Genomic DNA, 15,113 nt, shown 5'->3' on the forward strand with positions numbered 1-15,113 from the left:
CGGGGTGATTCAAACACTCCCCCGCCGTCATTTCGTCGCCGGCTCCGCCGCCCTCGCCCTCCCCGGCTGCGCGACCACTACCGCGCGAACCCCTGCCACCTGCCTGATGCCGGTGAAGGCGTCACCCGACCGCGTCATCCGGACGGTCGCGGGCCTCCGCCCCTATCGCCCGGGCGGCTTCGTCGTGCGCGCCGACACGCTCGGCACCAAGCGCCTGGTCCACAACTACGGCCACGGCGGGTCGGGCATCACGATGAGCTGGGGCACCGCGAAGCTCGCGGTCGAAATCGGCGCGCCCGGCCACAGCGGCCCCGTCGCGGTGATCGGCGCCGGCATCGTCGGCCTGTCGACCGCGCGGCTGCTGCAGGAGGCGGGCTGTCCCGTCACCGTCTACGCGAAGTCGCTGCCCCCCGACACGACATCGAACATCGCCGGCGGCCAATTCCATCCCTTCGGCCTGTTCAAGGCCGACGCCGTCACCCCCGAGTGGCGGCGGCAATTCACCGCGGCGCTCGATTATAGCTGGCGGCGGTTTCAGATCATGGTCGGCGACGATTATGGCGTGCGCTGGCTGACCACCTATTCCGAAGGCACGCCCGAGGAACCCAAGCTTCCGACCTTCCCACCAGCCGCGCGCGCGCTTCGTGCCGACGAGCATCCCTTCCCGGTTGAACGGCTCTGGCAATATGACACAATGTACGTCGAGACAGGCCGATACTTGCGCCAGATGATGCGCGATATCGAGGGTGCGGGCGGTCGCATCGCGGTGCGCGGCTTCGCGTCGCCCGCCGAAATCGCATCGCTGTCCGAATCGCTCGTCTTCAACTGCACCGGGCTCGGCGCGCGCGATCTTTTCGGCGACATGGACCTGATCCCGATCCGCGGGCAGCTCGCCATCCTGATCCCCCAGCCCGAGGTCCACTACGCCTTCACCGGCGAGGCGGGCTATATGTTCCCGCGTCCCGACGGGATCGTCATCGGCGGCAGCTACGAACGAAACATTTGGGAGGCCGAACCACAGCCCGAACGTATCGCGCGCATCGTCGCGTCGCACCAGCAGCTGTTCGCCGGTTTCCGCTGCCCGGCTTGACTTGCCCCGCCCCCTTCCCATTTAGCGGCGACATGATTTTCTTTCTGCTGGACCTCTCCGACATATGAACAAAGACCTGACCCCGAAGGCGATTGTCGCCGCGCTCGACACGCATATCATCGGCCAGACCGCGGCGAAGCGCGCGGTCGCGGTGGCGCTGCGCAACCGCTGGCGCCGCCAACAGCTTTCGCCCGATCTGCGCGACGAGGTCAGCCCCAAGAACATCCTGATGATCGGGCCCACGGGCTGCGGCAAGACCGAGATTTCGCGCCGCCTCGCCAAGCTCGCCGACGCACCGTTCATCAAGGTCGAGGCGACCAAGTTCACCGAGGTCGGCTATGTCGGCCGCGACGTCGAGCAGATTGCGCGCGACCTCGTCGAGGAAGCCGTGCGGCTCGAAAAGGACCGCCGCCGCGAAGCCGTGCGCGCCGCTGCCGAGGAAGCTGCGATGGAGCGGCTGCTCGACGCGCTCACGGGCAAGGGCGCTAGCGAGGCGACACGCCAGAGTTTCCGCCAGCGCATCCGTGAGGGTCACCTCGACGAGAGCGAGGTCGAGATCGAGGTTGCCGACACCCCGAGCATGAACTTCGAGCTGCCCGGCCAGCCGGGGCAGATGAGCATGATCAACCTGTCGGACATGCTCGGCAAGGCGATGGGCGGCCCGCCCAAGAAGCGCCGCAAGCTGAAAGTCATCGAGGCCGCGACGCGGCTGATCGAGGAAGAGCAGGACAAGCGGCTCGACCAGGACGATGTCGCGCGCGTCGCACTCGCGGATGCCGAGGCGAACGGCATTGTCTTCCTCGACGAGATCGATAAGATCGCGGTCAGCGACGTGCGCGGTGGCTCGGTGAGCCGCGAGGGCGTCCAGCGCGACCTGTTGCCGCTGATCGAGGGCACGACCGTCGCGACCAAATACGGCCCGATGAAGACCGACCATATCCTTTTCATTGCGTCGGGCGCATTCCATGTCGCGAAGCCGAGCGATCTCCTCCCCGAACTTCAGGGCCGCCTACCCATCCGCGTCGAACTCGGCGCACTCTCCGAAGAGGATTTTGTCCGTATTCTCAGCGAGACGAAGGCCGGTCTTCCCGAACAATATGCGGCATTGCTCGGCACCGAAGGCGTGACGCTGAACTTCACCGACGATGCGATCACACGCGTCGCGAGACTCGCGGCAGAGGTGAACGAAAAGGTCGAGAATATCGGCGCGCGCCGCCTCCAGACGATCATGGAGCGGCTGGTCGAGGAAATCAGTTTCACCGCCGAGGATGCGGGCGGCACGACGCTCGACATCGATGCCGCCTATGTCGACAGCCAGCTCGCCGACGTCGTCGGCGACACCGACCTCAGCAAATATGTGCTTTGATCTCCGAAGCCGCTCGGGCGCTCGCGTCTTAACGGCTTTTTCGTGCATCCGCTTCGTGCGTCCGCTGAATAGTTATCATGATCAACGGCACGGTCGGGCTGCGTTCGTCCGCGACGGTAATCAAAGGATAGGCCCCCCTTAGCTGTAAACCTTTGCCAGCAGATAGCCGACAACCGCATCGAGGCCCTGAAGCTCGCCCCTGGTCATTACTGCCAAGGCGGCCCTTCCATCGAATGGTCTGTCCGCGTTCGAAGCACGCAACCAGGCGGCCGCCCGTTCGTCCGGGAAGAGCGTCGTAAGCGATCCGTAAATCGACAGCACGCAGCCAATCCGCACAATCACATCTACGGGAATTGCGATAGTCTCGTGCGCTCGCACGCGGACCTTCCAATCCTCGAAGGTCGCAAGGTCCTGAGTGCCGAGTAGGTCCATTTGCTCCTCGGTGCTGAGGCTCCACGCGTCGGCGATATTGAGGAAGGTGCGCAGGCCCGCCCCTCCATGTCTGACAGGGTCGACGCCCCGTCTCATGAAGTAAGCCCTGGCCTTAAGCCGCGCATCGTTCGGTTCGTCAATGCTCATCGGGTTGTAACACATCGAAATCGACCGACGTGGTCAGTCCCTTTTGCGTCAGCCGGAAAATAGGCCCGCCAGGCTCATGGTCGGGCACGAAATGGAGCACGCCATCGAGTGAACAGGGACGATATTCGTTGTACCAGACAGGTACCAGCCCATCGACCCCGATGTCGAGAATGACCTTCTTCGAGCCGATGCTCGACCGCGATATCCGGACAATCACGGCGTCGCACCGCGAGATCCGCATCGCGTTCGCGACTCTGGGCCGGTCGTCGTGGTAGGTCGCTGTCGACGGCACGACTAGCAGAAAAGAATCGGGCGCTGACAGATAGCGCGCAAACTCGGGCGACAGGACAGGAAGCTTGCCATCGAGTTCCAACCCGGCCGTTCGAACGATCGCAAGGGCGGCCATCAGTGTCTCGGCTTCTTCGAGCCGGTCTTTGGCGGTCATATATTTTTTCATCGTCAATTCCTTGCAGCGGCTTCGGCCGGGCAGCCGCTGCTTTCATTTCTTCGATCCAGCTAGCTGGTCTGTCTTCTTTGGGTGAGAGGCCGACGCCCAGGCCATCGGCATGTCGACGCCGGTTATTCGCCGGCGGGATCGCCGTTAAGTGGCCGTTTCTGCCATTCGGACCATTCTGCCGCGATCATCGCCTTTCCGGCATCGGCGGAAAAGGGCCGGACAAACGGACCGAAGCCGTAACATTGAAGTTCGCGGGCGGGCGCCATCAGATGGATATGGGGCGGATTGGTCGAGCCAACTGTGACTGGCAGATGCATCGCTGCGATTACGGCGACGTTGCGCTCGCGGCACAAGCGTTCGAGAGCAAACGCACGAACATCCTCCCAGGCTCGATGCAAGCGATCGGGATTGGGGAAGCGCAACGTTATCATCACGAGCAGATCCTTGAGCTTATTGCAGGCCTGCTCTTCATACTTTTCGCATAGGCGCTTGGGATCGAGGAACTCGTCGTTTGCGTGGGACGGCAGAAGGACGTCCCAGCGAAGACAGGTCGGTGCCCACGGCGCAGATATCTCGACCTTTTGCCCTGGGCAAAGGCGCTTGATGACCGACGCTGGAACAGTTCGGACGGGACCGTCCTTAATCTGCCGGCGCACGACGCCGAATATGAAGTTCGGGTCGTCACCGCCGGGGACGGGAACGAAATCAAGGTCGCCGGGGACGGGGAATTTCTTCATCACCATGACCAGCCCCCGATCCGGTGCGAGGCGAGATGCGCCATCGCCCTCTCGATTCCCGCATCGCGATCCCAAGCATCGGCAAAGGGATGATGTTCTGACAAGAATAGACCGTGCCGCATCAAATGGATCGACGGTCCGCTACCAAGAGGTACGAGCCAGCTGTCGCCAGCCAGACCGAGAAACAACTGGTATTCGAGAAACCAGCTGAGTTTCGTAGGATCCGGCAAGGCGATGTCGACGGTCAGATCGGTGGATGAACCGTCAGGCGCTCGCCGCAGCAAAATCACTGGCTGACCCGTCGCGATAGCGAGGATCTCGATCTCGCCGAGGAACAGCGGGTTCTGCGCCGCGGTAGCGTAGACGGTGACCCGTGAAGATTTCAGGAAAAGGCTTCCAGGCAGCAGCGTTGCCGCCATACCATGGTCGGAGCGAGCCGAACTATGCATGAGCGCCGCGATATGGTGCATGATCTTGCTGTCAGCCCGCGTCGCCGCCGGAAGATTGACACTTCCTCGTAGCACTGTGGGAAGCATTGTCTCAGATTCGACGACCGGATTCAGCGGGTCGGCTATTGTTGTAACTTGCATGGAAAACTGCTCTTGACCTTGAGCCCGGTTGCCGGGGCTCGGGGCGGCAGCCCTCCTTCAGAATTTCATCCTTCAAGCAGGGCCAACCCTGCAACTTCCCTTTCTGTTCTTGGGCGCCGCCTCAGGCGGTGCAAAACTACCTGCGCGAAGCCGCCTCCGCCGTCGGAAGGCAACTATCCACTGCGCGACAGAGGAGTAGGCAACATGCTACCGTTCGGCAGACACCCTTGTCTCCAGCTCCGAAATTCGGTCCAGACAAACGGCGTGTACGGCCTGCCCCAATGCATCGACATTCGCGCTAAGCCGGAGCAATTCTTCCTGGCTGATACGGTAGTGCTTCGAATAGCGAGCCTTAACGTACGCCTCTTTCAGCTTTTCAAACAGCGCGCGGTCTTCGCGCCGCTCGCGTGGCCAAGCATCAATCAGCCGCATATTGATCCGCTCAGCCTGCGTGCGCAGGAAAGCGAGATTGTGAACATGAGGAGTATAGAAGGTGCACACCAAAAGAACACAATGGTAGAGTGTTTCAGCCGTTTGATGAAGTTCAAACGCTGTTTCCTTTAGGTGACCCTTATCCATTCCAAATCTAGCGAAATCATGCTTTCGCATCGCCGCTGGAAACCATTCTTCGAAATACTCCTTCGCCATAGCCAAAGCCTGTTCCGGCGTCTTCGGCTTGGGAGTATGGAGTTCCTTGTCATCGTAGCTGTAGAGCGCGATGCCATCACGCGCGACGTCCATGAAGAAATATCGCCCGTGCGCGAGACCGTCGTTCACCTCTTGCAGCGTATGCACGATGAAATTCACCGGCGTGTGCAGGCTCTTGTCGATCGCGAGCTCGCGGATCAGCCGGTCATCGAGCTTGAGCCAATAATCGACGCGTTCGGTCAGCCGCTTGTCATTGACGATGATGAGCAAATCGAAGTCGGACCGATATCCCTTCGCGGTATGGGGCTCGTCGACCCAGCCGCCGCGCGCGTAGCTGCCATAGAGGATGATCTTTTCGATCCGCCCTTTCTTCTTCCACTGCTTTTGGGCGAGCGCCAGTGCATCCTCGAATTCCTCGAAGATGATCTGGACAACACGCTCCAATTCACGCTGCTTATTCGCAGGAAGGTGATCCAGGTCGGTACGCATGATCTTTTTCACCCTGTCCGGCTGCCCCTTGCTTGGCAAGCGTCAAACGCGCCGACGGCGCCGACACCCCCGCCCGCGCGAGCGGATCCTCATATTGAAGCGGTGGTCGGTAACCGGCGCTTGGCACGGTTCATCCGCGAGGCGGTGGAGAATGAATTGCGACGCCGCGAGAAGCCGGAACTGCCCAAGAATTAGCATCCAGCGCTTTGGCGTGCTGTCCTTTCTTCTCCCGTTTATAGTCGCGCTTGAATTGGCCCGTGCGCTCAATCGTCCGCGTTCAGGTCCGCCATGAGGTCGGCAACCGTGGCGAACCGCTTTCCTTTGCTCACGCGGGCTTCCTTCATCGCGGCGATGGTCGTTTCGTTCGGCGTCAGCGGCTCGAATGGCAACGCCTTTTCACGGGCAACGCGGGTAAGCATCAACCGCACTGCATCCGAGACGGTAAGCCCCATCGCCGCCAATACGGTAGCGGCTTCTTCCTTCACGGTCCCGTCAATTCGGGTTTGGACGAGTGCATTCGCAGCCATGTCAATTTCCTTCCTGCATGACAATGTAATGCAACATGCTGCCAATTGCAGTTCTGGCGACTAGCGGCGCCAAAATCGCCACCATCGCTGCGGCTCCGGCTCCAGGATATCGGCCAGAATTACGAGGCCCCGACGAAGCGCCGCTTCCACTTCGGCAACGCTGACGCCGTGCTGACGCGCAAGTTCGAAGAAGGTCGCATCATCAACGAAATGTCCGAGGAATATCACACGGTCACACGGCGCCATTCGCAGCATCGCCTGCTCCAACTTCCGAATGAGACGGCGGTTCTTCGATGCCAGTTTGATCATTTTGAGCGTTCCGGCAGTTGCCCGCAGAGACCCGTTACGGGTTGACGCCGCTGCCCGCATCGATGAAGCGGCCGACATCCGAAGGCATCGGCGGACGGCGTCCGCTCGATCCCTCTCTCTCTTTCACATTTGCAAATCTGCTACCGGGACATCTCTCTTCCCTGCCCTTCACCTATTCTTGCTCTTACGCTTTCGCCTCTCTGGTCGCGCTCTCGGCGGATGCTACCCTGCCGGGCCGGTTTGGCGCGATGGCTATGAGCTTGAGGCCCCGCGTCGAAACCACCATTGCGGGTGTATCCGCGTACGAAACCGCACCATCGACCCGACCTCCGGGCCCTAAATTGCATGACATTGCGACACTTGCCCTCGCGCCATCACACTTCGAGCAGCGCCGCTCGCTGCGGCGAGAGCATCGCATTGCGCTCCTTGCGCCGTTTGGGTTGTTCAACATGGATCTTTGACCCCGTCTCAAGCTAGCGGCGCACGGCAAAAATTAGGAAAATTCAGGAAAAGCCAGGAAGAATCTTCCACAAATACCCCAGGACAATGCACCTATAGATTCTCAATCTCTAAATATCTATTCACAATCCACAAACCTCTTAACAGTCCCCAACCTCACAGATTTAGATAACGGCCAAGCTAACTCTAGACTCGTCATAACGAATCGTGTATAGATTCGCGATGCAGCCACCCGCTTCGGATCGGTTTTGTCGCATGTCCCTAGCTTTACGCTAGGCATTTGAGAATGGTATTAAGAAGGAACTGATTCAAATGGCCAATGACAAGACACACGAACGGATCAAGAGCGCTTTGGCGCTTCGCCATGCGTCATCCGGGTTCGTCGCTCGAAATCTGATTTATCAAACCGGCAAGGGAGCCAGAGGCAATGGGACCGACGATGCCGAGCGCCAAGTTTACGGAGTGACGCTCCGCAGCTTGGCGCAAGCCAGGTTGCACTGATCCATGTGTGCCGCGCGCGTTCTCGAACATATCTACGCCGAGCTAAAGGAGCGTATTATGGATGAATTCTGGCCTCAGGGCACACGTCTGGATCCGATAAAAATCGCCGATATGCTGTTTTCCAGCACTGCGCCGGTCCGCGAGGCTCTTCGTCGGCTGGAACGCGAAGAATTGGTCGAGTACATCTCTGGCGAAGGATTTTATGTGCCGCGGATAGATGAAGCCAAACTGCGTCATCTTTTCGAACACCATCAAACTCTTATTCTCGCTGCGATCAAATCTTCGAAAGATTCGTCTGCAATTTCAGCGGATGGAGCCTATCCAAACCGAGTCTCGGAATTTTTCCTGCAACTTGGCAGTCGATCAGGTAACAGCGCACTCATCGCAGATATCTCAAAGCATAATAATCGCCTCTATAAATTTCGCCGATGCGACTCGAAGCTCTTTGAAGATATCGAGTCGGAGCTGGAAGACATCATAGCCGCAGCGAACGATGACCCAAAAGGCGCGAAATTGCGCCGACTTATCAAGCGATTTTGTAATCGGCGTATCGCTAAGGTGGCAGAATATATTCGGCTGACGACATCGGAGTTGGATTCACCAAGCGCCCCCTGATTTCATTGCGGCTGCAAATTTCACGTCGGGAAAGATGGATTGTATCGAAAGACAAATTTCCGCAGCGTTTTGCTTGCCAATTTTCACGGCCGTCGGCATGACGGCAAAGCGCAGCGAGCAAATTGGCAGCAGCCGCGTGGAAGTTCCGTCACGCATTATGAACGCTCGTCCTTACCGGTCGGGTGGCCCGACCATCAAATTGCCGCAGGGCGATTTAACGGCGGCGAAGCGAGAAACGACTTGTAGACGGGTGACAACCCGCCTGCTCGCATTGCCATTTCAGATTAGTCCTGTGGCATTTTCTTCATTCGGTCGCGACCGTTCTGCGCGCACACTCCTGCCTTCAACGTCGGATCGGGTCAGGGAGCCGGAAAAGCCGGTTAACATTTCGACGGCCACCCGGGTCCCCAACCAGGGGAACGCCGCCTTGGACAGAGCCTTTCGCGACGATGGCGCCGTCTTGCTACGCTACCTCGGTCGACACGTTGGTCCAGAGGCAGCACCGGATCTGATGCAGGAAGTGTTCTTGCGTGCCGCGGGCAGCGAACAGCGGCATCGCCTCGCGAACCCGGCTGCCTTCCTCCAGCGCATTGCGCGAAACCTCCTGATAAATCGCGCAGTAAGCAGCCGGCGCAACAAGGTCGTCCTTCTTCCGCTTCATGAAGAACATGATCTTGCCAGTCCGCCAGAGCAAGAACTTGAAATGGAAGCTGGCGATCTCCTCCGGCTCTATGAGCGCGCCGTTGCAGGTCTCAGCGAGAAGACGAGACGAGTTTTTCTGATGCACCGTGTCGAGGAACTTAGCTACCGCGAGATCCATCAGCGTCTGGGCATCAGCATCGCAACGGTTGAATATCATATGATGAAGGCCCTGGCGCATATCGCACAAGTGGTGGACCCGGTCGATGAATGACAATGACAGCGCGAAATCTGGGAGCGACGGTTTCCGCAAAGATGATGCTCTTGAATGGAGCATCAGGATGCGCGGCGAGGTGACCGAACAGCTTCAGGAACAATTCGAGCAATGGCTGGCGAAATCTCCGCGCCACAGGCAGGCTTATAACCGCTATTCTCGCGTGATAGCCCAAGCCGAGATTTTGAAATCCTCCGGGCAAACCAGCGAGGCGGCCACGGCAAAACTTGTCACGTACCCTTCAAGACGCTGGATGATGTTCGGCGCGGCGGCGGCGGCGGTAATCCTGTTTGCGATCACGATCAGCGCCGGTGGAACTCCAATCCCGGGTTCGGGCGTCGTCCTATCTGCCCACGCTGCGGAACCACTGGTGACCGAACGCGGCGAAATACGCAGTTTCAAACTTGAAGATGGATCAACGGCGACGCTCGATTCCGACACCAGGATTGAGGTATCGATATCCTCGGACACACGGTATGTGCGCGTGGCACAAGGCCGAGCTCGAGTGAAGGTTGTCAATGACGTCCGCCCTTTCCGCCTCGCGGCTGGTCAAGGCATCGTGACGACGAGCGAAGGCGTCGTCGACGTGATGATAAGCGCCGACCGCCAAGTCGTCGTGGAACTGATCAGCGGAAAGGCCGATCTTGCTTCAGCATCGCGCGCGGCCTCCGCAGCCGCAGCGCCGCAATCGCTCCGAACTCGCTCGGCGCTCCAATACGGGTTTCACGATCGGCAAATTCATTCCACCGCGCGGCCCAGCGTCAGTTCGTCGGCGGAGTGGCCGTCCGGTTGGGCTGAGCATAGTTCAATCTCCCTGGATCAACTGATTTCGGAAGCCAACGAGTACGCGCCTCTTCCCATTGTTGTGGAAGATCCGAAGCTTGCCAAGCGTGATGTATCAGGACGATTCAAGATCAGCGATACCGAGATTTTCCTGAAACGGATCGCGGACCTGTTTGATCTTACGATTCACCGACGTCCGGACGGCATCTACCTCCGCAGCCAATAAAATATTGCCGGCCGCCTAAGGTCGGCCTCTCCACACTTGTCGAAGCATTCCCGATGGCACTGCGCGCGGCGCGGGCAATTAGGGGAGGCTTTATGAAGATTCTGAAATCACGCACGGTACAGGCGCTACTGGCTGGCACAGTCATGGTGTTGTCACCATTGGAGCTGGCCGCGCAGGAAACCGAGCGCTACATATTCGACATTCCGTCACAGGACTTGGGCGATGCGTTGAGGACCGTCGCGGCAACGGCTGATTGGGAACTCTATGCAGCAGCCGATGAAATAAACGGTGTTTCCGTCCCTCCGCTGCAGGGGACCTTTACGGCCAAAGAGGCAATCGAAAAGCTGCTGCAAGGGACATCGCTGGTAGCTCGGTTCGAAAACGGATCGGTGTTGATCAGGAGACGACCCAGGTCCGGCGCGCTCGCGGTCCAAGAATCAGAGGAAGCCATAGTGGTAACGGGGACGCGCATTGAGGGTGCGCCGCCGGCCGCCCCCGTCATCACGGTCACGAACCAGGACATCAAGAACGCCGGCTTGGCTGATCTTGGCGAAGTGGCGCGTAGCCTTCCTCAGAATTTCGGAGGTGGCCAGAACCCGGGAATCGGCTCGGCCCAAGGCACGCAAAACGAAAATGTGAACGTCAACGGGGCGTCGACCTTCAACCTTCGCGGCATCGGTCCCAACGCTACCCTCACCCTGCTGAACGGCAACCGCTTCGCCTACAGCGGGACGAACAGCGTGATCGACGTGAGCGCCATCCCGATTGCGGCAGTCGAGCGCGTCGAGATCGTCACCGACGGCGCATCGGCAATATACGGTGCCGACGCCGTCGCTGGTGTGGTCAACATCCTGCTGCGCAAGGACTATGAAGGTTTCACGACGACCGCGCGGATCGGCGGCTCGACCGATGGCGGCAATTTCCAGCAGCAGTTTAGCGTGCTTAGCGGAACCAAATGGTCGACCGGCGGCATCCTTGCAGTTTATGACTATTTCGACAACAGCGCGATCCGCGCCAGCGATCGCAGTTTTTCGTCAAGCAGCAACCCCGCTTCCACTTTCTATCCCGACCTGAAGCGCCATAGCGTGCTCCTGAGCGCCCACCAGCAGTTCGTCCCGGGCGTGCGCCTCAAGGCAGATCTCATCTACAAGCGCGGCGACATGACGTCGGTGCGCGGCCTGTTCGTAGATCGGCCGATCGAAACCCGCGGGACCCGAGTTGTAAATGAGTTCGAGACATTTGGCATCGCCCCGACGCTTGAAATCGACATTGGCGGCGACTGGAACACGCGCCTGACGGGATTTTACGGCACTGACGAGACTTACGGCGTCACCGACAATTTCACCAATGGCGTTGCCGCCAAGCTGATCCGGATCTTCGACAATCGCAATATCGCGATCGAGGCAGGCGCGGAGGGCCCGCTGTTCGCTCTCCCCGCGGGCGATGTCCGGCTAGCAGTGGGGGGAGGTTGGCGTCAGAATCGCATTCACGGAGAATTTTCCGGGCGCAACATCACGCCGGCGCGAGAGAATAAATTCGCTTACGGCGAACTGTTCGTTCCATTGGCAAGTCCGGATCAGAAGCTCGGCTTCGCCCATCGCGCCTCCTTTACCGCAGCTTTGCGCTGGGAGGATTATTCGGACTCGGGCAGCATTGTGACGCCGAAGCTGGGGCTGGTCTATTCACCCGTGCCGGAGTTCAGTCTTGGCGTCTCTTGGGGCCGGTCCTTCAAGATGCCGACGCTCATCCAGCAATATACCGGATACTCCGCAAGCCTGGTGCCGGTCACCGGCTACGGCACGCAGTTTCCGGCAGGTTCGACCTTTGTCTACATCGGCGGCCCCAATCCGGAGGTCGGCCCTGAACGCTCGGAGAATATGACGCTGAGCGCGACGTTCCGGCCGTCATCACGCCTCGAAATTATAACGAGCCTTTTCCATATCGACTATCGCGACCGCGTCGCACCGCCGCTGAGATCGGTGCTGGGAGCGCTGACCGACCCGCTCTACTCGCAGCTCGTGACCTTCAACCCGACCGCGGCCGAACTCGATGCCGCGATCGCGGGCGCCGCCGGCCCGCTGGCGAACGGCACGACCGGCCCCTATGACCCTACCAACGTCGTTGCTCTTCTCGACGGGCGCGACCGCAATATCGCCGAGCAGAGATATCGCGGTGCCGATCTCGCAATCCGCTACCGCGCTTCCCTGAGCAGGGGCCGGTCACTGACCCTCAGCGCCGGAGCCACTTGGCTAGACAGCCAGCAGCGTCTGCTTCCTGATCTGCCGGTCACTGACCTGGCGGGCAATATCTTCAGCCCACCGCATTTTCGCGCGCGCGGCGGTGCGACTTACGACGGTGACCGGTTTACGCTCGCGGCCTTCTCGAGTTTCACTGGCGGCGTGACGGACCGACGCCGCGCAGTCCCAATCGAAATTTCTCCGGTTGCGACCTTCGACCTGACCGGCCGAATCAAGATCGCGGGCGTCGCCGACGTCACGGTTAGCGCCCTCAACATATTCAATGCGAAGCCCGATCAAATACTCGTGGCGGCGCCGAACGACACGCCGTTCGATTCGACGAATTATTCGGCGATCGGGCGTTTTCTCGCCCTGACGATCAGCCGCGATTGGTGAGGGCGAGGCCATGCTGAACTGCCCCAGAACCGGCCGGTTCGCCGCGGCGTTCCTTGCCGCCGTGGCTCTCTCCCCTGCCTCCCTGGCGGGGGAGAGAAAGGGCCGGCCCTGGACCTTTGAGGATATCCTGCTGGTGCCCGAGGTGAACGAACTCGCGCTTTCGGCAAACGGTCGCTTTGCGATTTACGCGACCGAAACCGCAGACGCTGAAGCAAAGCGCACGCGGGCGCAGATCCGGATCGTCAATATCGGTGCGAGAACGCAGCGCAGTATCGCAAACGCCGACATCGCGAGATCGTTCAAGAATATTCCAGGGACCGAGGACTGGAGCGCCCTTCTCGATATCGGCGAAGGACTGCAGCTTTACCGAATCTCGACCGATGGCAAGATCGGCACGATAGTTAAAAACCGCGAGTTGGTCTCGGTCGGCAAGGCAGACCTTTCCGTAGCTATGGGCGGCGGAACTTCGCCACACGAGATCGGCATTTTGGCCTATGATTGGTCCTCCGACGGGCAATGGCTCTGGTATTCGCTGCTTAAGGCGAAGCCCGGTCAACCGCTTGTTCGCTTTGACGAGGCCGTGACCCGACTGCGCAGCCGCAGGCGCTCGTCGATCGAGGCCGAGGTCGAATTTTTCCTGCGGGCGCCCGACGGACGCATCGACAAGATAATCACCCGTCCGACCAGCGATCGAATGGCGATGCACGCGGGCGGCAAGGTTATCTGGCGCGGCGACGAGATTCTTTTCAGGACCGAGGCGCCCGATGGCACGCCCGGCAGCGTCTTCGAGACGCGTGCATGGGACCGCAAGCAGAAGAGCATCCGTATCGTTTCGAACGAGCGCGACGCGCGCACGCTGACGATGCTCAGAGGTCCGCGGGGCGGCGCACTCTCCACTACGGGCATCGGCGCCGCACTCGAACTGAGAGAAAGCGGCCCAGGTGAGGAGCGCCACCGCTACGGCCGATTCGCTTTCACTATCAGCGATCGCAATTACGCGGCCAGCCGCGACGGGCGGAAGGCCATAGTCGGTACCCGCAGCCTCAAAACTTCGCGCTATGGCCTCGCGCTGGTGCAAAGAACCGGCGTGCGCGAAATTTACGGCGCCGGCAGCCTCTCCAAGTGCAGTTTCGATGATCAAATCAGTTTTGCAATCTGCGTGGAGGAAGGCGTTTCGATGCCGCCAAGGCTTGTTCGTGTCGACATTGCCCGCGGCGGCATCGAGCCCATTGTGACGGTATCTCCCCGCCATGAGGAGATTACGCCGCTTCAGGCGCGCGCCAGAACCTGGATCAATCGCAATGGTTACAAGGCGTCGGGCTATGTCCTCTACCCGCGAGACTTTCGTCCGGACACACGCTATCCGGCGATCGTGATCACGCACGGCTTCGACGCTGACGAGCGCTTTGCCAAGGCGGAAAACCAGTGGAACTATCCCGCGCAGCTGTTTGCCGAACGCGGCTATGTCGTGCTGTTGATCAACGATCCGTCGCCCTATCAGTCAGCGGATCTACGCGCGGCCTATAGCGCCTGGTCCCGAGGTAGCGGACCGCCCAATCCGGAGACCGTGAGGCGGCTCATTTGGATTGAAGGCGTCCATAGCCTCGTGGATGCCATAGGCGAGCTGGCGGCCGAGGGCCTCGTCGACCCGGCCCGCGTTGGCATCGCCGGCTACAGCCGCGGTGCGCAGATGGTCAATGTCGCGATTACGCAGACGCAAATCTTCAGCGCCGCGTCGAGCGGTGATGGCGGCTTCCTCGAACCCTCCGGCTACGCCGGATGGCCGGCGAGCTATGATCCCGTCTATGGCGGCTCGCCGATGAGCGAGCATTTCGAACAATATCGCCGCTTCGCTCCCTCCCTCAATGCCAGGAAAGCCTGTACGCCCGTTCTGCAACAGGTAGCAGCGGCTTCCCCGTCGCAGGCCGAACTGTTCGAAGCGCTGCGGGCGGCGAAAGTGCCGACCCAGCTAACCTACTATCCCGGCGCCAGCGCGGCATCGGACGAAACGCACATCTTTCATATCCCGGCGAACCGGATGCTCGCCATGCGTGAGAATATAGCATGGTTCGACTATTGGCTGCGCGGCAAGCGCGATGCGGACGCTCCTTTTCCGGAACGCCTCGCCATGTGGGACCGCATGGCCGAACACGGGAAGCCGCGCTGCGGCACCGCCGAGGCGGCACCTTAG

Annotated in this window: 15 protein-coding genes; 8 read left to right on the top strand and 7 right to left on the bottom strand. The window is 60.2% G+C overall.

Going from position 1 to position 15,113, the window contains the following annotated elements; genetic code table 11:
• Positions 1-4: 4 nt before the first annotated feature.
• Positions 5-1,090, top strand: a complete 1,086-nt coding sequence (locus FG95_RS15400) for an FAD-dependent oxidoreductase (protein WP_235211585.1) — start codon at positions 5-7, stop codon at positions 1,088-1,090.
• 64 nt (positions 1,091-1,154) lie between these two features.
• Positions 1,155-2,456, top strand: a complete 1,302-nt coding sequence (gene hslU, locus FG95_RS15405) for an ATP-dependent protease ATPase subunit HslU (protein WP_037557003.1) — start codon at positions 1,155-1,157, stop codon at positions 2,454-2,456.
• Positions 2,457-2,594: 138 nt separating this feature from the next.
• Here the strand turns inward: hslU and FG95_RS15410 are convergent, their stop codons facing one another.
• The 7 genes from FG95_RS15410 to FG95_RS15440 all read right to left on the bottom strand — a co-directional run bounded on the left by FG95_RS15410 (position 2,595) and on the right by FG95_RS15440 (position 6,792).
• Positions 2,595-3,035: an antitoxin Xre/MbcA/ParS toxin-binding domain-containing protein gene (locus FG95_RS15410; protein ID WP_052182415.1), complete on the bottom strand. Its 441-nt coding sequence runs from the start codon at positions 3,033-3,035 to the stop codon at positions 2,595-2,597.
• On the bottom strand, positions 3,025-3,492 hold the full coding sequence (locus FG95_RS15415) for a hypothetical protein (RefSeq protein WP_037557005.1): 468 nt from the start codon (positions 3,490-3,492) through the stop codon (positions 3,025-3,027). Before FG95_RS15415 ends, FG95_RS15410 begins: the two co-directional genes overlap by 11 nt.
• A 122-nt stretch (positions 3,493-3,614) precedes the next feature.
• Positions 3,615-4,235, bottom strand: a complete 621-nt coding sequence (locus tag FG95_RS15420; protein WP_037557007.1) for a hypothetical protein — start codon at positions 4,233-4,235, stop codon at positions 3,615-3,617.
• Positions 4,229-4,819: a hypothetical protein gene (locus tag FG95_RS15425; RefSeq protein WP_161786568.1), complete on the bottom strand. Its 591-nt coding sequence runs from the start codon at positions 4,817-4,819 to the stop codon at positions 4,229-4,231. The genes FG95_RS15420 and FG95_RS15425 overlap by 7 nt, the downstream gene beginning before the upstream one ends.
• A gap of 207 nt (positions 4,820-5,026) precedes the next feature.
• Positions 5,027-5,956, bottom strand: a complete 930-nt coding sequence (locus tag FG95_RS15430) for a nucleotidyltransferase and HEPN domain-containing protein (RefSeq protein ID WP_037557161.1) — start codon at positions 5,954-5,956, stop codon at positions 5,027-5,029.
• Between the two features lie 263 nt (positions 5,957-6,219).
• Positions 6,220-6,483 (bottom strand): type II toxin-antitoxin system RelB/DinJ family antitoxin, encoded by a 264-nt coding sequence (locus tag FG95_RS15435; protein WP_037557011.1) that lies wholly within the window; start codon positions 6,481-6,483, stop codon positions 6,220-6,222.
• Between the two features lie 60 nt (positions 6,484-6,543).
• The gene (locus FG95_RS15440; RefSeq protein WP_037557013.1) at positions 6,544-6,792 is read right to left on the bottom strand and encodes a sigma factor-like helix-turn-helix DNA-binding protein; all 249 of its coding nucleotides are present in this window, start codon (positions 6,790-6,792) and stop codon (positions 6,544-6,546) included.
• 771 nt (positions 6,793-7,563) lie between these two features.
• On the opposite strand from FG95_RS15440, the gene FG95_RS20600 reads away from it, so the two are divergent.
• The 6 genes from FG95_RS20600 (at position 7,564) to FG95_RS15465 (ending at position 15,113) form a co-directional block, all read left to right on the top strand.
• Positions 7,564-7,752: a hypothetical protein gene (locus tag FG95_RS20600; RefSeq protein WP_152567675.1), complete on the top strand. Its 189-nt coding sequence runs from the start codon at positions 7,564-7,566 to the stop codon at positions 7,750-7,752.
• Between the two features lie 3 nt (positions 7,753-7,755).
• The gene (locus FG95_RS20315; protein WP_081933192.1) at positions 7,756-8,367 is read left to right on the top strand and encodes a GntR family transcriptional regulator; all 612 of its coding nucleotides are present in this window, start codon (positions 7,756-7,758) and stop codon (positions 8,365-8,367) included.
• 34 nt (positions 8,368-8,401) lie between these two features.
• Positions 8,402-9,280, top strand: coding sequence for an RNA polymerase sigma factor (locus tag FG95_RS20320; protein WP_235211586.1), 879 nt, complete (start codon positions 8,402-8,404; stop codon positions 9,278-9,280).
• Positions 9,273-10,289, top strand: a complete 1,017-nt coding sequence (locus tag FG95_RS15455) for a FecR family protein (protein ID WP_037557019.1) — start codon at positions 9,273-9,275, stop codon at positions 10,287-10,289. The genes FG95_RS20320 and FG95_RS15455 overlap by 8 nt, the downstream gene beginning before the upstream one ends.
• Positions 10,290-10,381: 92 nt before the next feature.
• Entirely contained in the window at positions 10,382-12,922 is a 2,541-nt protein-coding gene (locus tag FG95_RS15460; protein ID WP_081933193.1) for a TonB-dependent receptor domain-containing protein, read from the top strand.
• A 10-nt stretch (positions 12,923-12,932) separates the two neighbouring features.
• Positions 12,933-15,113 (top strand): prolyl oligopeptidase family serine peptidase, encoded by a 2,181-nt coding sequence (locus FG95_RS15465; RefSeq protein WP_081933194.1) that lies wholly within the window; start codon positions 12,933-12,935, stop codon positions 15,111-15,113.

The sequence above is a fragment of the Sphingopyxis sp. LC363 genome (genome assembly GCF_000756385.1).
Classification (GTDB): Bacteria; Pseudomonadota; Alphaproteobacteria; order Sphingomonadales; family Sphingomonadaceae; genus Sphingopyxis.